This window comes from Xanthomonas sp. NCPPB 1325 (assembly GCF_041477645.2).
GTDB lineage: Bacteria > Pseudomonadota > Gammaproteobacteria > Xanthomonadales > Xanthomonadaceae > Xanthomonas > Xanthomonas cannabis.
This window is the reverse complement of record NZ_CM192985.1, coordinates 3397287-3417507: the sequence shown is the minus strand read 5'-3', so window position 1 is coordinate 3417507 and position 20221 is coordinate 3397287. Positions and strand designations below refer to the sequence as shown.

At 66.4% G+C, this 20221-nt stretch carries 22 protein-coding genes; 5 read left to right on the top strand and 17 right to left on the bottom strand.

Annotated elements, in window-relative coordinates; translation table 11 throughout:
* Nucleotides 1-112: 112 nt before the first annotated feature.
* From ACCQ10_RS14635 to purM, 6 genes are all read right to left on the bottom strand, one after another.
* Nucleotides 113-799 carry a DUF3108 domain-containing protein gene (locus tag ACCQ10_RS14635; RefSeq protein ID WP_372361092.1) on the bottom strand — a complete coding sequence of 229 codons (687 nt, stop codon included), beginning with the start codon at nt 797-799 and terminating at the stop codon, nt 113-115.
* Between the two features lie 2 nt (nt 800-801).
* Nucleotides 802-1629: a DUF3108 domain-containing protein gene (locus ACCQ10_RS14630; protein ID WP_372361091.1), complete on the bottom strand. Its 828-nt coding sequence runs from the start codon at nt 1627-1629 to the stop codon at nt 802-804.
* Nucleotides 1630-1693: 64 nt separating this feature from the next.
* Nucleotides 1694-2362, bottom strand: coding sequence for a phosphoribosylglycinamide formyltransferase (gene purN / locus ACCQ10_RS14625; RefSeq protein ID WP_372361090.1), 669 nt, complete (start codon nt 2360-2362; stop codon nt 1694-1696).
* Nucleotides 2349-2966 carry a DUF2238 domain-containing protein gene (locus ACCQ10_RS14620; RefSeq protein WP_372361089.1) on the bottom strand — a complete coding sequence of 206 codons (618 nt, stop codon included), beginning with the start codon at nt 2964-2966 and terminating at the stop codon, nt 2349-2351. Before ACCQ10_RS14620 ends, purN begins: the two co-directional genes overlap by 14 nt.
* Nucleotides 2967-2988: 22 nt before the next feature.
* The gene (locus ACCQ10_RS14615; protein ID WP_372361088.1) at nt 2989-3447 is read right to left on the bottom strand and encodes a hypothetical protein; all 459 of its coding nucleotides are present in this window, start codon (nt 3445-3447) and stop codon (nt 2989-2991) included.
* A 13-nt stretch (nt 3448-3460) separates the two neighbouring features.
* On the bottom strand, nt 3461-4594 hold the full coding sequence (gene purM, locus ACCQ10_RS14610) for a phosphoribosylformylglycinamidine cyclo-ligase (protein ID WP_202902997.1): 1134 nt from the start codon (nt 4592-4594) through the stop codon (nt 3461-3463).
* A gap of 22 nt (nt 4595-4616) precedes the next feature.
* On the opposite strand from purM, the gene ACCQ10_RS14605 reads away from it, so the two are divergent.
* Genes ACCQ10_RS14605 through hda form a run of 3 tightly spaced genes read left to right on the top strand, consistent with a single transcriptional unit; the run spans nt 4617 to nt 7590 of the window.
* Nucleotides 4617-5729: a DUF2066 domain-containing protein gene (locus tag ACCQ10_RS14605; RefSeq protein WP_372361087.1), complete on the top strand. Its 1113-nt coding sequence runs from the start codon at nt 4617-4619 to the stop codon at nt 5727-5729.
* Complete coding sequence (locus ACCQ10_RS14600; protein ID WP_039404666.1) at nt 5726-6892, top strand: AI-2E family transporter; 1167 nt, start codon at nt 5726-5728, stop codon at nt 6890-6892. The genes ACCQ10_RS14605 and ACCQ10_RS14600 overlap by 4 nt, the downstream gene beginning before the upstream one ends.
* Complete coding sequence (gene hda, locus ACCQ10_RS14595) at nt 6889-7590, top strand: DnaA regulatory inactivator Hda (RefSeq protein ID WP_372361086.1); 702 nt, start codon at nt 6889-6891, stop codon at nt 7588-7590. The genes ACCQ10_RS14600 and hda overlap by 4 nt, the downstream gene beginning before the upstream one ends.
* 392 nt (nt 7591-7982) lie before the next feature.
* Here hda and murU read toward each other — a convergent pair whose 3' ends face one another.
* The 4 genes from murU to ACCQ10_RS14575 form a co-directional block, all read right to left on the bottom strand.
* On the bottom strand, nt 7983-8693 hold the full coding sequence (gene murU / locus ACCQ10_RS14590; protein ID WP_372361085.1) for an N-acetylmuramate alpha-1-phosphate uridylyltransferase MurU: 711 nt from the start codon (nt 8691-8693) through the stop codon (nt 7983-7985).
* On the bottom strand, nt 8690-9709 hold the full coding sequence (locus ACCQ10_RS14585; protein ID WP_372361084.1) for an aminoglycoside phosphotransferase family protein: 1020 nt from the start codon (nt 9707-9709) through the stop codon (nt 8690-8692). The genes murU and ACCQ10_RS14585 overlap by 4 nt, the downstream gene beginning before the upstream one ends.
* A gap of 47 nt (nt 9710-9756) precedes the next feature.
* A complete protein-coding gene (locus tag ACCQ10_RS14580) occupies nt 9757-10029 on the bottom strand; it encodes a GlsB/YeaQ/YmgE family stress response membrane protein (protein WP_039404677.1) in 273 nt (90 codons plus the stop codon).
* A 513-nt stretch (nt 10030-10542) separates the two neighbouring features.
* Nucleotides 10543-12036: a M20 family metallopeptidase gene (locus tag ACCQ10_RS14575; RefSeq protein WP_372361083.1), complete on the bottom strand. Its 1494-nt coding sequence runs from the start codon at nt 12034-12036 to the stop codon at nt 10543-10545.
* 157 nt (nt 12037-12193) lie between these two features.
* Between ACCQ10_RS14575 and ACCQ10_RS14570 the strand changes: the two genes are divergently transcribed.
* Both ACCQ10_RS14570 and ACCQ10_RS14565 read left to right on the top strand, forming a co-directional pair.
* Entirely contained in the window at nt 12194-12568 is a 375-nt protein-coding gene (locus tag ACCQ10_RS14570; protein ID WP_005993268.1) for a ComEA family DNA-binding protein, read from the top strand.
* A 314-nt stretch (nt 12569-12882) separates the two neighbouring features.
* On the top strand, nt 12883-13614 hold the full coding sequence (locus ACCQ10_RS14565; RefSeq protein WP_372361082.1) for a HutD/Ves family protein: 732 nt from the start codon (nt 12883-12885) through the stop codon (nt 13612-13614).
* Between the two features lie 9 nt (nt 13615-13623).
* Here the strand turns inward: ACCQ10_RS14565 and ACCQ10_RS14560 are convergent, their stop codons facing one another.
* The 7 genes from ACCQ10_RS14560 to ACCQ10_RS14530 form a co-directional block, all read right to left on the bottom strand.
* Nucleotides 13624-15279: a sulfite reductase subunit alpha gene (locus tag ACCQ10_RS14560; protein ID WP_372361081.1), complete on the bottom strand. Its 1656-nt coding sequence runs from the start codon at nt 15277-15279 to the stop codon at nt 13624-13626.
* Nucleotides 15276-16250 carry an FAD:protein FMN transferase gene (locus ACCQ10_RS14555; protein ID WP_372361080.1) on the bottom strand — a complete coding sequence of 325 codons (975 nt, stop codon included), beginning with the start codon at nt 16248-16250 and terminating at the stop codon, nt 15276-15278. The genes ACCQ10_RS14560 and ACCQ10_RS14555 overlap by 4 nt, the downstream gene beginning before the upstream one ends.
* Nucleotides 16251-16610: 360 nt before the next feature.
* A complete protein-coding gene (locus tag ACCQ10_RS14550) occupies nt 16611-17414 on the bottom strand; it encodes a DUF4198 domain-containing protein (RefSeq protein ID WP_104579797.1) in 804 nt (267 codons plus the stop codon).
* A gap of 160 nt (nt 17415-17574) precedes the next feature.
* Entirely contained in the window at nt 17575-18090 is a 516-nt protein-coding gene (locus tag ACCQ10_RS14545; RefSeq protein ID WP_184387912.1) for a DUF2271 domain-containing protein, read from the bottom strand.
* Nucleotides 18091-18111: 21 nt separating this feature from the next.
* Nucleotides 18112-18750: a PepSY-associated TM helix domain-containing protein gene (locus tag ACCQ10_RS14540; RefSeq protein WP_372361079.1), complete on the bottom strand. Its 639-nt coding sequence runs from the start codon at nt 18748-18750 to the stop codon at nt 18112-18114.
* Between the two features lie 6 nt (nt 18751-18756).
* A complete protein-coding gene (locus ACCQ10_RS14535) occupies nt 18757-19515 on the bottom strand; it encodes a tetratricopeptide repeat protein (RefSeq protein ID WP_372361078.1) in 759 nt (252 codons plus the stop codon).
* Entirely contained in the window at nt 19508-20194 is a 687-nt protein-coding gene (locus ACCQ10_RS14530) for a Fe2+-dependent dioxygenase (RefSeq protein WP_372361077.1), read from the bottom strand. Before ACCQ10_RS14530 ends, ACCQ10_RS14535 begins: the two co-directional genes overlap by 8 nt.
* Between the last annotated feature and the right edge of the window lie 27 nt (nt 20195-20221).

The following is a 20221-nucleotide window of genomic DNA, read 5'->3' as shown; positions in this document are numbered from 1 at the left end:
TGCAAGTACGTCCGTGTAAGCTCTGGCGCGGCATCCATGCCGCTCAAGGCCAAGGTCCCGCGACGGTGGGCGGGCAAGGACCAGTCGAAATGGTCGGATAAGCGCAGAGCGCTCAGCGCAGCAGCGCCTTGATGGTCAGGTCCAGCGCGTCCTGGCCCTTTTCCTTCTGCAGCAGGCGCGCCGGTACCGGCAGGTCCTTGACCACCCAGGCGATCAGTTCCTTGTCGCCGTCCACGCGCGAGACCTTGGTGGCCTGTTCCTGCTTGCCGTTGACGGTGATGGTTTCCTTGCCGACCACCTTGTAGCTCATCGGCTTGATGCGGCCTTCGTCCACCATGCGGTAGTTGAGCGGCTTGCCGGCGGCCAGATCGCGGGTGATTGCCAGGTTGATCAGCAATGCGTCCATATCGCCAGGCTGTAGCTTGACCGGACCGCGACGGTCCGGCTTGATGTCGCCGCCCCAGGTGGCCTGGCTGGTTTTCCAGTCGTAATTGGCGGTGACGTTGCGGCGCTTGACCATCATCGACGAGGTGTCGTTGCTGCTCACCGGGCGCAGTTGGCCGTTGGCCTCTTCGAATACCGTGCTCTGGGTCAGGTTGGCCAGCTGGTTCTGGATGGTGAGCGTGTAGCGCCACTGGTTGGAACCGGCCGCGGCCAGGGTCATGGTGCCGTTGGCCTGCATGCCCATGTAATTGGCCGAGTAGTCGGCCTGGAAGGGCTGCACGGCAAACGCCGGCAGGCTGGCCACGGCCAGGGCGGCGGCGGCGATCAATGCGCTGGGGCGGAAAGAGAATGTCATGGTCAGGCTCCTTGGTATTCGACCAGGCGGAGATCGACCTGATCCTCACCTTTGTCACGTTGCAGGATGCGCACCGGGGTCGGAACCCCGTTGGCGATCCAGAGGATGGTTTCGTTGTCGCCGCCGTTGACGCGATACACGCGCAACGCGTCGTAGCTCAGGTCGCCGACCTGCACCACCTCGGTGGTGTCGGCGGCGCGGTAGTCGTACTTGCGCACCTTGCCCACATCGACATAGCGATAGTTCAGGCTGCGGCCGGGCTGCGCGTCGCGCATCAGCGACAGGTTCAAGGAGAGCGCGCTCTGGTCGCCGTGCTGCAGCGGAATCGGTTGTTGGCGTTCCTTCTTCAGATCGCCATCCCATTGCGCGGTGCCGGCCTGCCAGTTGTAGACGCCGGTGACCTTCTTGCCGAAGAACACCGCCTTGCGCACGGTGCTCTGGCTCAGCGGCACGTAGGTGTCACCGTCGACACGGAACACCGTGCTCTGCTCCAGGTTCAGGCCCAGGATGCTGGCGAAGCCTTTACGGCCGCGTACCGACATGTCGATGCGCCACTGGCTGCCATCGCCGTGGCTGACCTGCATCGTGGCGTCGCCCGCTTCCTTGCCGCGATAGAACGCCTGATAGGTCGCCACGAACGGCTCCAGCGGTGGCGGCGTCCAGGTGCCGGCGGGCAGGGTGGCGGCAGATGCCGGTGCCGCCGCAGCAGGGGGCACTGGCGTTGGCTGGGCGGGCGCGGGGACTTGCGTGGCCTGTTGCGCGCGGCCGGGGCCGGCCTGGGTGAGCAGGACGGTGGTCAACAGCGCGGCGGCGATCGGAAGGACGTTCATGCGCTGATTGGGGCACAGGGCCCACGAGGATGTCCGAGGCAGGATGAGGGGGGCGTCTGCGCATTCAGACGAATGCGGTGTCAGCGGACTCTAGTCGTAGTGGCGTAAACAGGCACTGACCGTCGAGGTGGACCGCATCGCCGTGGATCTGCACACGCCCACTGGCCAGCAGGTCGAGGGTGGCAAGCAGCAGCGGATGCTCGCGGGCCAGGACACGCGCAGCCAGCTGGTCGGCACCGTCCCCAGGCAGCACCGGCACGCGGGCCTGTGCGATCACGCTGCCGGCATCCAGCTCGGGCACCACCAGATGCACGCTGGCGCCATGTTCGGCATCGCCGGCTTCCAGCGCGCGCGCATGGGTGTGCAGGCCGCGATACTTGGGCAGCAGCGACGGGTGGATATTGAGCATGCGGCCGGCAAAGCGGCGCACCAGCGGCTCGCCGAGGATGCGCATGTAGCCGGCGCAGACGATCCAGTCCGGCTGCACGGCGGCGATCGCATCGCCCAGCGCCGCATCGAACGCATCCCTGTCGGCAAACGCGCGCGGGCTGGCGCTCCAGCGCCGTGCCGCGTCCACCTTCTGCAAGGCCGGCGCCTGCGGGCGATCGGAGAACACCCCGACCACGGTTGCGTGCAGGCGCCCGCTGGCGATGGCATCGAGCATGGCCTGCAGGTTGCTGCCGCGGCCGGAGGCCAGTACGGCCAGGCGGAGCGGGGCGTCAGTTGCGTGCATTGAACAATGTCCTCACCACGGGGTAGGCCGCCAGGCTGCCCAGGGTGGCCAGCAGCATGTCGGTATGCGCGTCCCAGGGATCGCCCTGCTGGCCGTTGTAGGCTTCGGCGGCCTGCGGCGACAGCAGCAGCGCAATGCCCCATTCGAACCACTCGTAAATCAGGCTGACGCACATGATGCTCATCACCGTCAGCGCGAAGGCCTGCCGACGCGTCAATCGCGGCCATCGCCGCACCGCCAGCTGCATCACGGCCGGGGTAAAGCACAGCCCGAACAGCAGATGGATCAGCCGGTCGAAATGATTGCGCGTCCAGCCGAACGTCGCAGCAGGCGACCAGTGCAGCAGCTGCCGGCTCCAGTGTTCGTAGGGCACGTTGGAATACAGCCAGCGTGCGCCGATGCAGTGCATGCAGATGAACACGCAGATCGCTGTAAAGACGCCGGTGTCCATCGGGCAGCGACGGTCGACACCCACCAGCGCAATCAGCCCGGCCACGGTCAACGTACTGTGCAGCGCCTGCTCGAGCGGCCACGGCGGGGCGATCCAGCTTGCTGCAAACACTGCCAGCGTGGCGACCAACGCGGCCAGCTTCGGACGGCGCATGGCGCGTGGGCTCGCCTTCATTTCAACCTGCGGCAGATGCAGCGCCGAACAGTGCCTTGACCTGGGGGCGCAGCAAGGTGACCAGCGTGAAGACTCCAAGCACGGTCCCGAACGGCATGAAGCTGCAGGAGATGCCCGCCACGATCAGACAGAGCAGATGCCACCGGCGCTGGGCGATGCAGCGCCCGGCATAGGCCATGAACCCAGCCAGGGTCAGGCCGCCGGTGATCAGGGCGGCGGCGAACACCACGAAGATCCAGCCAAACAGGCGCATCTCGGCAGGTGCGGGTTCCCCATTGCTGCCCTGCATCGGCAACTGCCCGGTGACAATGGCCAGCCCCATGACCAGATGGATCAGCGGGAACATCGAAAACAGCCCGGTGATGCCGGCCAGCACGTAATGAAAGATCGACAGCAGCTTGAGATGCTGCAGGTCGTCGGCGCTGGCCGACGGAGCGGCCAGGGGCGGGGAAGCGTCCATGCGAGGTTCCTGGTCAGCCGATCTGTACGCGTTCGTCGCCGCGCGCGGCGACCACCTGGCCGATCCGCCAGTGGGCGAGCGACTGGCCATCCAGCGCCTGTTCCAGCGCCGCCGCCTGATCAGGGGATGCGACCAGCACGAACCCGATCCCGCAGTTGAAGGTGCGCCACATTTCGGCATCGGCCACCGCGCCTTCGCGCTGCAGCCAGGCGAAGACCGGCGGCAGCGTCCACGCCTTGGCATCGATCTCCAGGCCCAGGCCATCCGGAATCACGCGAATGATGTTTTCGGTCAGCCCGCCGCCGGTGATGTGTGCCATGGCGTGGATCGATTCGCCATGCGACTTCAGCAGTGCCAGCACCGGCTTGACGTACAGCGCGGTGGGCGCCATCAATGCATCGATCAACCTGGTGCCATCGTCCAGCACGTGCTCGGCCGGCGCGCCGGCGCGTTCGTAGATCTTGCGGATCAACGAATAGCCGTTGGAATGCGGGCCGGAGGACGCGATGCCGATCAGCACGTCGCCGGCGCGTACCTGTGCGCCGTCCAGCAACTGCGACTTTTCCACCGCACCGACGGTGAAGCCGGCCAGGTCGTATTCGCCGGGCGGGTACATGTCGGGCATTTCGGCGGTTTCGCCGCCGATCAAGGCGCAACCGGACAGCTCGCAACCGCGTGCAATGCCGCCCACCACCGCAGCCGCAGTGTCCACATCCAGCTTGCCGGTGGCGAAGTAGTCCAGGAAGAACAGCGGTTCGGCGCCCTGCACCAGCACGTCGTTGACGCACATGCCGACCAGGTCGATGCCGATGGTGTCGTGGCGGCCCAGTTGCTGTGCCAGCTTGAGCTTGGTGCCTACGCCGTCGGTGCCGGACACCAGCACCGGCTCCTTGTACTTGCCGGACAGGTCGAACAGCGCGCCAAAGCCGCCCAGGCCACCCATCACCTCCGGCCGGAAGCTGCGCTTGACCAGCGGCTTGATGCGTTCGACCAGGGCGTTGCCGGCATCGATGTCGACGCCTGCGTCGCGGTAGGTCATGGGCGAGGGAGTAGAAGGCGTTGGGCTGGTCACGGGCGTGGGTGGCTCGGCAGTAAAGGCGGCGATTTTAACAGCCACGTTGGCGCTAGCGCCCCATTCGGGCAACAATTCACCCGGATACGCCTACGCCATGGAACCGTCGATGCGCCGCAGTCTCGCTTTCTTTCTCGCCCTCGTGGTCGCCATGCCCGCCGTTCCGGCCTTTGCGCAGGCCGATCTGCGTACCGAAGGCGACGTCGCCAAAGCGCAGAGCGCCTACGATGCCGAAGTGCCGGTCAACAGCCAGAGCGAATCCGATCGCCCCGGTGCCCTGGCGCGCGCGCTGGGCGCGGTGCTGGGCAAGGTCTCCGGCGATCGCGCGGTGATGAGCCGCCCGGGGGTGCCGCAGGCGCTGCGCAATGCGCCCAATTACGTCGAGCATTACGACTACCGCCAGGATCAGGGCACTTCGCGCTCCGGTGCGCCGACCTTCCGCACCACCCTGGTGGCACGGTTTCGGCAGTCCGATGTCGATGGACTGATCGCGGCACTGGGCCTGCCGGTCTGGCCGCTGCCGCGGCCCAAGCCGGTGCTGTGGCTGGCCATCGATGACGGCAGCGGTCCGCGCCTGGTCGGGGTTGCCCAGGCCAACGCCGCCCGCAGCGTGCTCGACCGCGCCATCGAGCGTGGCTACCGGCTCGGCCTGCCCGGCGGCGCCGCTGCCGAGCAGGTACTGGCCGGCGCGATCTGGCGCAAGGACACCGCCGCGGTGTCGCGCGCCTCGGCCAAGTACAGCCCGCCGATGCAACTGATCGGCAAGCTCTACCGCAATGCCGCCGGCTGGACTGCCGACTGGGTGTTCTTGGACAACGGCAACGTGTTGTCCAGCTGGACCAGCAGCGATGGCGATGCGCGGCGTGCGATGGCGGCCGGTGCCGACGGCGCGGCCGATGCACTGGTCAAGCGCTATGCCAAGCGCGTGGACTCGGGGGTGCCGGGCGTGTACCGCGCGGTGATCACCGGCATCCATAGCGCCGACGACTACCTGCGGGTTGCCGCTGCGCTGCAGGGCGTGTCGGTGGTGCGCAGCATCCGCCCGGTCAGCGCCAATGGCGACCGCATGGAAGTGGATCTGGAATTGCTCACGGGCATTTCCGGGCTCAACCGTATGCTCGGCGACAATAGTCCCCTGGTCTCGGTGTCGGTCCCGACCGAGGGCCCGATCATCCTCAAAAACGAGCATGCCGAGTACCGCCTGAAATGACTTTGACTCCCGAAGCCGAGATCGCCTTATTCCTGCGTCGCCTCAAATGGGCGGCGGTGATCGTCGGGGTGCTGTGGGTGATCTCGCTGCTGGCGCCGATCCTGACGCCCTTCGTGCTGGCCCTGCTGCTTGCGTGGCTGGGCGACCCGCTGGTGGACCGCATCGAGCGCGCCGGGCGTTCGCGCAATGTGGCGGTGGCCCTGGTGTTCGTGCTGGCGACGCTGCTGTTCGTGCTGGCGCTGATGATTCTGGTACCGATGATCGAACGCCAGATCATGACCCTGATCGATGCATTGCCGCAGATGCGCGCCTGGGCGATCAGTACCGCCATCCCGTGGCTGGAAGCCAAGACCGGCGTGGAGCTGATGGGCTGGCTGGACCCGGAGCGGCTGATCGACTGGATCCGCAGCCATTGGGAACAGGCCGGCGGTGCCGCCAAGACCTTCTTCGGCTACGTGTCGCGCTCGGGCTTTGCGATGGTGACCTGGGTGATCAACCTGGCATTGCTGCCGATCCTGGCGTTCTACTTCCTGCGTGACTGGGACCGGCTGGTCGAGCGCGTGGCGGCGGTGATACCGCGTGCCTACATCGGCACGGTGAGCCGGTTGGCGCTCGAATCCAACGACGTACTGGGCGGCTTCATTCGCGGCCAGTTCCTGGTGATGTTGGCGTTGGGCGCGATCTATGCCACCGGCCTGTCCATCATCGGGCTCAACCTGGGGTTGTTGATCGGCATCATCGCCGGTTTCATCAGCTTCATTCCGTACCTGGGCGCGACCACCGGCATCGTGCTCGCGCTGCTGGCGGCCATCGTGCAGGCGCAGGGCCTGGACCTGAAGCTGCTGATCGGCGTGGGCGTGGTGTTCACCGTTGGCCAGTTGCTGGAAAGCTACGTGCTCACCCCGCGCATCGTCGGCGACAAGATCGGCCTGCATCCGGTGGCAGTGATCTTTGCGGTGATGGCTGGCGGCCAGTTGTTCGGCTTCCTCGGCATGTTGCTGGCATTGCCGGTGGCGGCGGTGGCCAATGTGCTGCTGCGCTATGCGCATGAGCAGTACACCCGCAGCGACCTGTATGCAGGCGAGCGGGCCGGCATCGTGCTGCAGTCCACGCCCGAGCGCAGCATCATCATCGACCCGAGCAAGGATGCAGATCGGTCGTGAGCGTGCCGCAGTTGCCATTGGCGTTGCGCGCGCCATCCGACCAGCGTTTCGACAGTTACATCGCCGCGCCCGACGGCCTGCTTTCGCAGTTGCAGGCGCTGGCCGCCGGGCAGGTGAGCGACTGGCTGTACCTGGCCGGTCCCGCCGGTACCGGCAAGACGCATCTGGCACTGGCGGTGTGCGCTGCGGCCGAGCAGGCCGGGCGCGCAACGGCGTATCTGCCCCTGCACGCGGCCGCTGGACGGCTGCGCGATGCGCTCGAAGCGTTGGAAGGGCGCAGCCTGGTCGCACTGGATGGCGTGGACAGCATTGCCGGGCAGCGCGACGACGAAGTGGCGCTGTTCGATTTCCACAACCGTGCGCGCGCGGCCGGCATCAGCCTGCTCTACACCGCCCGGCAGATGCCCGATGGCCTGGCCCTGGTCCTGCCGGACCTGCGCTCGCGCCTGTCGCAATGCATCCGCATCGGCTTGCCGGTACTCGACGATGCCGCGCGCGCGGCGGTGCTGCGCGACCGCGCGCAGCGGCGCGGCCTGGCTCTGGACGAGGCGGCGATCGATTGGCTGCTGACCCATAGCGAGCGCGAACTGGCCGGCCTGGTGGCTTTGCTGGATCGGCTGGATCGCGAATCGCTGGCCGCCAAGCGCCGCATCACGGTGCCGTTCCTGCGGCGGGTGCTTGAGGATCGTGGGGCTTAGAGCAGTCGGCAGGATGACTGCGCTCGTTGTCCGGGAGGCGCGGTGTGCCTTGCTCTTCCTAACCGCGCGTCTATCTGCAGCGCCCAGGCTGTCGGAGCACAACGCCTAGAGCTTACAGAGCGTAGGGTCTGGGACTCTGCTGCAAGGCCCTTGCTCGCCCATCATCGCGGGACACGCCGCAAGTACGTGCTTGTGGGCTCTGGCGCGGCATCCATGCCGCTCAAGGTCCCGCGACGGTGGGCGGGCAAGGACCCGTCGGCATGGTCGGTGCGCATGGATAAGAGTAGGTGCTACGGCCCTCGGGCTGGCTGCAAGGCCCGTCGAGATGATCGATGTGGGTGATTCACGCAATGCGCAGTGCGCGGTCGGACGTTGTAGCGGTGTGGTTGCGATCAGCCGCAGTCACGCAATAACTGCGCATCCAGGTCCGCCAGCCGCTGCGGCGTGCCGACATCGGTCCAGCGCCCGGCATGGTGGATGCCATCGACCAAGCCTCCTGCCATCTGCGCGCGCAGAATCGGCGCCAGCGCAAACCGCGGCGCCGTGCTGCCCTGTGCTGGCAGCGGGCCAATCACTGATGGCCAATCGCGTAGCAACGCCGGCCGATAGACCCCGATGCCGGCGTAGGTATGCGTAGCAGGGAGATCGGCGCGTACCTTGCCATCGGCGTCCAGCCCGAAATCCGCACGCGCTGCATATGCAGGTTGGTCGACCAGCACCAGCTGCGCCAATCCCTCCGGCGCACGCGACAGGTGGGCAAAATCGAAATCGGTCCAGATGTCGCCATTGACCAGCAGAAATGGTGCATCGCCCAGCAGCGGCAGCGCATGCAGCATGCCGCCGCCGGTTTCCAGTGGCGTCGCACCTTCGTAGGAATAGGTCAGCCGTAGACCGAACGCGCTGCCGTCGCCCAATACCTGGGGAAACTGCTCGGCCAGCCACGAGGTGTTGATCACCACCTCGTCCACGCCCAGTGCCGCCAATTTGCGTAAATGCCACACGATCAACGGCGTGCCGCCGACGGATAGCAGCGGCTTGGGCGTGCGCTCGGTGAGCGGGCGCATGCGCTCGCCGAATCCTGCAGCAAAGATCAGCGCTTTCATGCCGTGACCTGCTGCACGCGTGCTGCCAGTGCGGGCTTGATCACCTCGTCCAGCAGGCCAAGCAACGGCGCAAGCTCGGTGTAGCGGGGCAGTACCTCGTCCAGATACCTGATGAAACGCGGCACGTTCTCCAGATACCAATGCTTGCCATCGCGATGGCTCAGCCGCGAAAAAATACCCAGATTCTTCAAATGCCGTTGCACGCCCATCCAGTCCGCATCGCGCAGAAACTGCGCCAGCGGCGGTACCGGCAATCCGGCCGCACCTGCGCGCGCATGGTAGCGCTGCAGCCAGCCGTCCACGCGGGCAATCGGCCAGCTCACCGAGGTGTCTTTGAACAGGCTGATCGGGTCGTAGGCGATCGGGCCGATCACGCAATCCTGAAAGTCCAGCACTGCCGGGCCATCGGCCACCGGCATCAGATTGCGCGGCATGAAATCGCGATGGGTGAACACGCGTGGCTGCGCCAGGGCGTTGTCCATCAAACGGCGCTGCACCAACTGCAGTTGCTCGGCATGGCCACAGTCCAGCTGCACGCCGAGATGGCGTCCCAGAAACCAGTCCTCGAACAGTCCCGCATCGCGTTGCAGCAGCGCCTCGCCGAACACTCCGCTGTCGGCAGGCGGCGGAATCTGCTGCAGCAACAGCAACTGCGCGATGGCACCATCGATCAGGTCATCGGCGTTGGTGTCGGTCAACACCTGCGCCAACGTCGGCACGCCCAGATCCTCCAGCAGCAGGAATCCGCTCTCCAACTCCTGCGCCAGCACCTGGGGCACGCGCACGCCGTGCTCACGCAGCACGCCGTGCATGCGCAACCACGGCGCTACATTTTCCAGCGCTGGTGGCGCGTCCATCACGATGCGATCGACGCCACTGCCCTGCGTGCGCCAGTAACTGCGAAACCCGGCATCCATGGACGCACGCTGCAGCGTGATGTGTGGATCGTTGAGGGCCTGGCGCGCCCAGTGCAGGCGCAGCGCGTCGCGCGCAGTGTCCGAAGGTGATGACGTCATGTGTTCTGAGCTGTCGTGTCGTGGTGGGTCAGGCGCGCGGGCAGCGCTCAGCGTTTGCTGCCGCTGAACAACCGCAGCAGCGCGAGGATGGCGATGGCACCGAGCAATGCGCCAAGGAAACCGGCCGGCTCGCCTGCGCGGTACCACCCCATGTAGCGCCCAAACCAGCTGGCAACCACTGCACCGGCGATCCCGAGCACGATGGTCAGCAGGCAGCCCAGGCGCTGGGTACCGGGCGTGATGAAACGCGCCAGCAGCCCGACCACAAAACCGACCAGCAGGATGTAGAGCCAGCTATCGCTACCAAACAGATTGTTCATCGCAGCACCGCGAGTGGACGGGATCGGCAGCCTAGCATTTCGGATGTCGCCACCTGGCGCAGGGGGTGCAGGAGCGACCACGCCGATGCATCGGCTTCAGAGAGCATAGTGATCGGCTTCTGCCGCTGTGCGCTTTTGATTTCGTGCGAAGCCATCTCTCCGGCCAGCCGCTTCCCAGGAGATATGTCCGCTGAAAAATGTCGCGGATGAAGTTTGCAAACCTAACGGCATCGCAGGCGACGCTTCAGGGGAAAACAACGGCTCTGCATCAGCCAGCCACTGCCAAATCCTCCCCGACGAGCAGATCCTAAGCCCCTCTCCCATCGGGAAAGGGGGTTGGGGTGAGGGGTACGGAGCCAGGCGACGCGTGACGTCAGGCAGCCAAGTCGCACCAGGAGCCTGCTCGCCAACCAGCCAGCCAGACCACCACCACGCAAGCACCCGCACGAATCGCCACTCAGCTTTCCCATCGACCGATGCAAGCCAACCGCATGCATCGGTTCAACCGCTAACTCAACAGCAACCGTGACCCCCATGCCGGGTGCCGCTATCGGCCGCCACCGGCGAGCCACTGGTTTCGCCACGCAGACAGGCCGCGTGATGGTCGGCGATCACCTTCGATACGCAGGCGGTAACGCGCTTGCCCATCGGGATGTGCAGGAACTCGTTCGGACCGTGTGCGTTGGAGTGGGGCCCCAGCACGCCGGTGATCATGAACTGCGCACCGGGGAACTTCTCGCCCAGCATGCCCATGAACGGAATCGAGCCGCCTTCGCCCATGTACATCGCCGGCTTGTGGAAAAACGCCTGGCTGGCGTCGTCGATGGCCTTTTCCAGCCACGGCGCCATGGCCGGTGCATTCCAGCCGGACGAGGCCTTCTCCAGCTCCAGCGTCACTTGGCCGCCGTTGGGCGGATCACGCAGCAGCGCTTCCTTGAGCAACTCGCCGCAGGCCTTGCCGTCGGCCGTCGGCGGCAGCCGCAGCGACAGCTTCACCGCCGTCTGCGGACGCAGCACGTTGCCGGCCGAGGCTAGCGGCGGCATGCCGTCCACACCGGTGATCGACAGCGCCGGGCGCCAGGTGCGGTTCAACACCAGCTCGGTGAGGTCCTCATGCATCGGCACCAGACCATCCACCATCGGGAATTTGTCGAAAATGGCGGTATCCAGCGTTGCCGCTGCAGCCTTGGCCTGGGTCAGTCGTTCCGCCGGCACCTCGACATGCAGGCCGTCCAGCAGGATGCGGCCGCTGGTTTCGTCTTCGATACGCGAGAGCAACTGACGCAACAGCCGGAAGCTGGACGGCACCACGCCGGACGCGTCGCCGGAGTGCACGCCTTCTTCCAGTACCTTCACCGTGAGGTTGCCGCCGGTCAGGCCGCGCAACGAGGTAGTGCACCACAGCTGCTCGTAATTGCCGCAGCCCGAGTCCAGGCAGACCACCAGCGACGGCTTGCCGATGCGCTGTGCTAGGTGGTCCACGTAGGCCGGCAGGTCGTAGCTGCCGGACTCTTCGCAAGCCTCGATCAACACCACGCAACGCGCGTGCGGCAGGCCCTGCGTGCGCAGTGCCAGGATGGCCGCCAGCGAGCCGTAGATTGCGTAGCCGTCGTCGGCGCCACCGCGGCCGTACAACTTGTCGTCGCGCAGCACCGGCTCCCAGGGGCCAAGGTCGGCATCCCAGCCGGTCATTTCCGGCTGCTTGTCCAGGTGCCCGTACAGCAACACGGTGTCGTCGCCCGATTCCGGGCCGGTGGCCGGGATCTCGATGAAGATCAACGGCGTGCGGCCTTCCAGACGCACTACCTCGACCTGCATACCGTCGATCGCCTGTGCCCTCGCCCAGCTTTCCATCAGGGTGACGGCCTGCTCCATGTATCCGTTGGCCACCCAATCGGTGTCGAACATCGGCGACTTGTTGGGGATACGGATGTAATCGACCAGCTGCGGGACGATCTCGCGGTCCCAGGTGTCGCTGATGAATTGGTCGATCTTGGCGCTGTCCATGGAGGCTCCGAATGCGTGACGTAGCAGCACATTCTACGCCGGTGACATGGGGTAGGGATTTCCCTACAAGGCGGCGCGCAGTTCACCGGCTGTGTGAAAAGTTCGTTGGCGATAGGATTGCTGCATGTGGCGCGGGACACTGGCTCCGCCGGCAGGAATGCTGGCTAGGACCATCACCCAAGCCACAAGGAGCGTTGCAATGAAGTCATTTACCGTAGTCCTGAAGTCCCTGCTACTGGCGTTGCTGTTGTCCTCGAATGCGTACGCGCTTGAGAAGGTCGATATCAACACCGCGTCTGCTGAGGAATTGGACAAGGTGCTGACGAATGTCGGGCGATCAAAAGCTGAGGCAATCGTCGAGCACCGTCAGGCAAACGGTCCCTTCAAAAGTGCCGAGGAACTGGCACTGGTCAAGGGCATCGGACTCAAGACGGTCGAACGGAATCGCGACCTGATCGAAGTAGGAGCCACGATGGCTCCCGCCAAGAAGGCTGCCAAGGGGGCGGCGGTGAAACCGGTGGGACGGCGTTAAGGGGAAGGGATCCGAGATACGGTTCGACGCGAGGATGCGTGGCCGCAACCTAACTGGACAGGATGTCTGGGGGATGGCTGGAAGCCGACAAGGACGTGGAATCGCCCGGTGTTGCACTTGGATGTGCAGCCGGGCGTTTTTCGTTGGGGCAGGCTGAACTGGCGGCTCCGCGGAAACTGGTCCACTCCATGAGCGGGGGCCGGGCCGGGCCGGGCAGGGCGGGGCAGGCAGGGCATGGCAGCGGCGATGTCTGCTTGCCTGGCCGCCGAGGGCGGGTGACGCTGTGACGGCAGGGCTTGGGGCACAATGCGCCGATGCAGCTGACAGACCTGAGCAGCCGGGTGATTCCGGCCACCGACTACCGCCGCGAGCGCTGGCGCAATCAATTGGGGTGGACGCGCGAGATCCTGCGGCTTGGGGACGCCGAGCACTGGGCGCTACGCCTGTCGATCGCCGAGATCGAGCAGGACGCGGTGTTTTCTGCGTTTCCGGGCGTCGACCGCGAACTGGTGCTGCTGCACGGTAACGGCATGCGGCTGCAGTTTGGCAACGGCGAGCACGCCGCCGATGGTGATGCCGGCCATGGCGATGCTGCAGATGCAGATGCAGGCAGAGATACAGGTCAGAGCGGCGACCTTCTGATCAACGCGGCTGCTGGCGTGGTCTCCTCTCGTGCGGCCCGTCGTGTGGCGTTGCTGCCGCCTTACCAGCGCGTCCGATTTGCAGGCGAAGAGACGGTGAGTGCCGAACTGCTCGACGGGCCGACCCAGGACTTCAACCTGATGTGGCGGCGCGATCTGTTGCGGACCGAGCTGCTGCATCGGCCCCTGGTCGGCACCATGCTGTTTTTCGCCGAGCCTTCCAGCGCCTGGGCGATCCATTTGCTGACCGTTCAGGCCAGTTTTGGCCGCGATAGTGCGCTGCCGCCGTTGGCGGCCGGAGATACCGCCTGGCTGAGCGCCGCGACACGCAGTCGCTACGTTCTGGATGGCGGTGGCGAGTTGCTGGCGATTCGGGTGAGCCCGTATCCGGGAGCGGCCGAGTAGGCCACAGGCTCAGTACACGTCGCGGCGGTAGCGGCCGCTGTCCAGCAGCGCCTGTCTGAGTTCGGCTCCTAAAACGGTGTCGAGTGCGCGATCGACCTCGGGTGCCATGCCGCGCAGGCTGCCGCAGAGATAGAGGCAGGCGCCGCGGTCGACCCAGTGGCGCAAGGTATCGGCAGCGGCGGTGAGTACGTGTTGTACGTAGCGCAGCGCGGCGTCCTGGTCGCGCGAGTACACCAGATCGAGACGGGCGATCCAGCCCTCACGGCACCACTGCTGCAATTCTTCGGCGTAGAGCGCGTCGTATGCGGCATTGCGTTCGCCAAAGATCAACCAGTTGTCGCGCGCGCCCGCGGCAATGCGTGCGACCAGATGCGCGCGCAACCCGGCGATGCCGGTGCCATTGCCGATCAGCAGCATGGGGTGCTCCGGTGCAGGTGGATGAAAGCCCGGATTGCTGCGCACACGCAACGCGATGCGCGCACCGATCGGCGCATGCAGGCAAAGCCAGCCGCTGCCGACACCTGGGCGTCCATCGGCCTGCCGGTGTTCGCGGATCAGCAGTTCGGCGTGTCCTTCCTCGGGGATCGATGCCAGCGAATACTCGCGATGCGGCAACGCAACCAGGTTGTGCACCAACACGTCGAGGTCTGCATTGAATATCGCGGCATCGGCATCGGCATCGGCATCGGCATCAGCCTCAGCCTCAGCCTCAGCATCGTCAGTCAAGCGCGCGCCGCTGAGCCAGTCGCGCAGCGGGCGGCCGTCGATCATCCGCGCGCCGTCGCATCGGTGCTGCTGCAACCAGGCCTCCACCTGCTCCGGCGGATTTTGCGGGGCGATCTCGGCGATGTCGCCAGCCTGCCAGTGCGGCAGCGGTCCCTCGCAGGGCGTGAGCCGAAGCCGATGGACCGCTGCGCCGGCACTGCCAGGATTGACGTGGCAACGGTCGCGTAGCTGCCAGGCGGCATACGTCGGCAGGCTCCAGTTCGGCTGCGCATCGAGCGCGGGTGTGAGTGCTGCCAGATGGTGCTGCCACCGTTTCAGCGCATGCGGGTCGGCATTGTCGACCTCGATGCGTTCGAACAGACGGATGCCGCCACGCGCCTGCAGGCGATGATCGAGGCGACGACCGAACGCGCAGAACTGCGCGTATCGCCGATCGCCCAGCGCCAGCACCGCGTACTGCACGGCTGCCAGATCCTGCCCGTCGTCGCTGAGCCAGTCGCGCTCCGCTACCTGTGCGTGATCCGGCGCATCGCCCTCGCCGGTGGTGCTGACGATGCACAGCAACCGCGGCACGCGCGCCAGTTGCTCCGCACTGACCGCCTCCAGCGGCAACGCGTGGGCGCCAATGCCTGCCAACTGGAATGCCGCTGCGCTGCGTTCGGCAAGCTCGCGTGCGAACCCGGTCTGGCTTGCCCACGCGATCAGCAGGCTGCTGCCGCGTCCGGGCGGCGCACCGGTCCGCCTGCGGCGGCGGAGGAAGATGGCGGTGCACAATCCTGCATAGCTCGCCACGCCAAGGCCGGCCCACTGCCAGCGATGCGGAGTGGGCGCGCTCCACCATGTGCCAGCATGCAGGCTGGCAAACCATGCACCCAGTGCGGCCAGGGCGAGCAGCAGCGCGCCATTGCCAAACCAGATGCGGGCAGGTGCGCCGCTCATGACGCCGCCAGGTGCTGCTCGAACGCGGGGCTCATCGCTTCGCTCAGGGCGCCGTCCTGTCGGGTCAGAAAGCGTACGGCCAGGTTGGCGTTGCGTGCGTAGGCCAGCCCGGCATCGGCGCCGAGGACGGTCATCGCAGTGGCCCATGCATCGGCATGCATCGCATCGTACGCGAGCACGGTCACGGCAGCGGGCGCATGCGCGATCGGGGAACCCGTGCGCGGGTCCAGCGTGTGCGTGTAGCGCGTTCCGTCGGAGTCGAAACGGTGCCAGCGATCGCCGGAAGTGGCCACGGCCAGTCCGTCCAGGGCGACTACGCGGGGCGGCAGTGCAGCGCCAGCCTCTTCATCGGGCGCGGATTCGACCAGCACGCGCCAGGCGCTGCCATCGGGCTTGCGTCCATAGCCGAACAACTCGCCGCCGACCTCGATCAGGGCGCTGGCGATATCGGCCTTGATCAGCGCGTGGTGCACACAGTCCACGCCGAATCCCTTTGCGATGCCGGACAGGTCCAGCGCCACGGCACCTGGCTGTAGCAGCCGCTGGCCATCCAGCTCCAGTCGCTGCCACCCGCAACGCATGCTGGCCAATGCGATCTGCTCGGGGGAGGGCACGCGTCGCCGGCCGCCGGAAGGGCCAAAACCCCACAGCTCGACCAGCGGCCCGATGGTCGGGTCGAACGCGCCACCGCTGGCCTGCGCGATCTGCAGTGCGGCGTGCAGCACGCGCTGGAAATCCTCGGGCAAGGGATGCCAGCCTCCCGCAGCAGCGCGGTTGTAGCGGCTGATGTCCGAGCCCGCTTCCCAGGTGCTCATCTGCGCCACCACCCGGTCGAGCGCAGTCTGGATGCCTGCATGCAGGGGATGCAGGTCGCGCGTGCGTGGCGCCACCAGCTTCACGCTCCAGGTGGTGCCCATGCTGCGGCCGCCCAGGGTGGCAAGCGTTGCGTCTGCGGGAGTCGGTGAGTTCATACGTGGACTGGTGGGCGGGCGCTGCGGCAGGAACGCCATGGTGAGGTGCGGCGCAGCCGATTGCATCCGCATGCTGGCGGTTCGGCGATCGATGCCCTCTGCTGTGCGCATCATCCCGGCATCCTGGCGTGGACCGTTGCGACGCGGACGGTAGCGCGGGGCGATGGCTCCCTCGTGCACGGTCCTGGTATGTCACCAGAACCATTGCGCGCGCTGCCGTCACTGCGGCCAAGAAAGCTAGCAAGCAGTCGCCAGTTGGGCATCGGCGCTGCCCAGGAGCCGAAAGTGCACGACGACAGACAGATGCCGAGCACCGACCGCGTCTGCCGGATGGGTACGCAGCAATGGCGTCAGCCGCTCTTATTGCGGCAGCACTTCCAGCGTCGCCACATAGCCCAGGCGACGCTGCTTGGCCTGCGGCAGCGAGGTCCTGGTGTCTTCGCTGGTGGTCTCCAGCCAGTACATGCCCGCTTCCGGCCAGGTCACGCTGAAGTTGCCCTTGGCGTCGGTCTTGAGCTTGATTTCATGTTGCGCATCGCGATAGCGGGTGCCGCCACGCACGATTTCGATCTCGAGGCCGGCTGCCGGCTTGCCATCCAGCTGCAGGGTGAACTGCGCCGCTTCGCCGGCCACCAGGTCGTTGGGGTGGGTGACCGGTAGCAGCTCGATGCCCTTGCCGGTGGGCTTGAATACGGTGGTGGTGGGAGCGCCGCGGGTGACGAAGGTCTCCACGCGGTTGAGCGATTGCGAGACCTGCAGCTCCTGCGCATTTTTCGGCACTTCGGTGGCGAAGCTGGCTTCGTTGCCACGCCAGCGCTTGGGCTTGCCGTCTTCCTTCCAGCTGGCGAACAGGCCGGCGTTGACGATGCCGAGCTTGTAGGTGCCCGGCTGGGTGAGTTGCAGGTCGAACACGCTGCGGTATTTGCCGGTTGCCGGATTTTCCGGCTTGAGCGTGCTGCCGTCCGGCGCAGTGATGCTCAGGTTGTCCAGGCGCAGCGGCACGTGATTGAAGTAGAACAGGTCGTTGGAGACCGCCGCATCGACGGTGATCCACGGGGCTTCCCCGGCCAGCACGGTCTGCGACGGCAGCAGCCAGGCCTTGTGGGCCAGCGCGCTGACAGGAAGTGCTGCAAGCATGGCGATCAGGGCGAGCGAACGTGTCATGACAACTCCTTGAAGACGATAAGTTCGATGGGGCGCGTGGTTGAGCAGCGCGCTGAGGCGCTGCGGGGGCAATAGGCCGGCGAGGTAGAGCGTGTTTGCTGCGAGGAAACCGCGTGTGTCCTGCGCGCCGCTGCATGCCTGGCCGCGGCGCGCTCGCGCATCACGGTTTGGCAGTCAGGCTGACCGTGCCCAGCTCGCTGCTGCCGCCGGCCTTGGCGGATTGCGCAGACGTGGCCGGCCAGGTGAAAGGCACCTTGACCAACTCACGCCCGCCCACTTCGCGCGCGGCCTCCACCACCAGCGTGTATTGACCGGCCGGCAGCGCCTTCAGCGCGCCCTTGGTGTCGGAGAACGACATTGCGTGCGCGCCGGCCGGGCGGGTCGGGCCGGTCACGCCATCGACCGGCACGGTCAGGGTGCGGCCGCTCTTGCGCCACCACTGGCGCAGGTCCGGCAGCCACTTGGTGCCGTGGCCTTCGGCGGTGTCCTTGGACTGGTACCAGACCGCCAGGTTGGCCGCGACTTTCTGATCGGCACCTTCCAGCCAGATCGCCACGTAAGGGCGGTGATATTCGGCGACATTGAGCTTGGGGATTTCGACGTTGATGTCGAGCGTGGCCGCATACGCCGGCATGGCGAGCAGGCCGCTCAGGGCGATGGTCAGGGTGGCGCGCATGATCGTCTCCGGTAACGAGGGTCAGTGGATCAACAGCAAGGCAAGCAGTAGCGGCACCAGCAAACCGAGGCCGACCAGCGGCCAGGTCATACTGCGCTGACGGGCATGCAGGTGCAGCAGGAACAGGCCGGTGATGCAGAACACCAGGCAGGCGATGGCGAACACGTCGATGAACCAGCCCCAGGCCGGCCCCGCGTTACGGCCCTTGTGCAGGTCGTTGAGGTAGGCGATCGCGCCACGCGTGGTGGATTCGTATTCGATCGCGCCGGTGTGGCGGTCCAGACTCAACCAGGCATCGCCGCCTGGGCGGGGCAGGGCCACGTACACCTCGTCCGCGGACCACTCGCCGCTGCGCGCGCCGATGCCGGTGTCCAGCTCGCGCTCCAGCCAATGCGCCACGCGTGGCGGCAGTGGTGCGTCGCCCTCTTGCCTGTCGCCCAGGGTGGTCAGCAGCGCAGGCGGCAGGGTCAGTGCGCGCTGCTCGGTCGATGGGCTGGCTTCGATGCGTGCAGCGTGATTCAGGGTCAGCCCGGTGAGCGTAAACAGCAGCATGCCGATCAGGCACAACGCCGAACTGATCCAGTGCCACTGATGCAGCATGCGCAGCCAGAACCCGCGGCGTTGCTGGGCGTTGGCGACGGCGTCGTTCGAAGTGGACATGCGGGTCTATGCCACGTCCGCAGGAGCGGACGGCTGCAGGTGCGCCTGCCGCAGGGCCACCTGGCCCAGCAGTGCGCGCAGGCGCGGCTGCGGTGCATTGGCCAGCACCGGCGTGAGCTGGCGCAGGAAGCCGGCGTGTCCCCCGGCGATGGCGCGACGCATCCACTGTTCGGCCAGATCCAGTTCGCCACTGTCTGCCAGCAAGGTGGCATAGCTTGCCTGGCCTCGGAAATCGCCGGCTTCGGCGGAGCGGCGATACCAGTGGCGCGCGGCCAGCGGATCGGGGCTGCAGGCCAGGCCCTGGTCGAGATAACGCGCCAGAAAGTTCATCGACTTGGCGTGGCCACGCTCGGCCGCGCGGCGATACAGCGCCAGGGCCTGCGCGTGGTCCTGCGCCACACCCCGCCCGGAGGCGTACAGATGCGCCAGGTTGTACATGCCCCACACCAGGTCGTGCTCGGCGGCGCGGCGGTACCACAAGGCCGCCAGCATCTCGTTGGCGGCAGTGCCAAATCCCAGCTCATGGCAGCGGCCCAGTTGATTCATCGCCTCCGGATGCCCGCCATTGGCGGCCACTTCGTACCACAGCATTGCCAGGGCCGGGTCTGCGGCGATGCCGCGCCCTTCGGCATAGATCTGGGCGAGCAGCAGTTGCGCGTCCGGATCGTGACCGGCCGCGGCCCTGCGCAGCAACGCAATGGCCTGGTCCGGCTGCGTGAGCAGCAGGCCGATCCACTGCGCAGGGTCCAGCGCAGGCTCAGACATCGGCCCATTGCCGCAGCAGGTTGTGATAGACGCCGGTGAGCTGGACCAGCGACGGATGGCCGGGCGTGTCTTGTGTGAGGCGCCTGATCGAGACATCCAGTTCGAACAACAGGCGGCGCTGCGCATCGTCGCGCAGCATGCTCTGGGTCCAGAAGAACGATGCCACCCGCGTACCGCGTGTCACGGGCATCACCTTGTGCAGGCTGGTGCCGGGGTAGATCACCAGGTGCCCGGCCGGCAACTTGACCGACTGGGTGCCGTAGGTGTCTTCGATCAGCAGCTCGCCACCGTCGTAACTATCCGGGTCGCTGAGAAACAGCGTGCCCGACACATCGGTACGTACCGGTTCGGCGCCACCGCGACTGCGGTCGTACCGCACCGCGTTGTCGACGTGATAGCCGAACGACTGCCCGCCGCTGTAGCGGTTGAACAACGGCGGATAGATCCGCCGTGGCAATGCCGCCGAAAAGAACGTGCTGCTGCGCGCCAGTGCGTCCAGCACCAGCGCACTGGCGTCGCGCGCCACCGCGCTGTCTTCGGGCAGCTGCGCATTGTCCTTGGCCTGTGCCGATTGATGGCCGGCGGTGATGCGGCCGTCTGCCCAATCGGCCGCGTCCAGTCGCGCGCGCAACGTGTGCAGCTGCGCGGGCGTCAACACATCGGGAATGGGCAGCAACATGCGGTGTTCTCCACGCCATCCGTACCA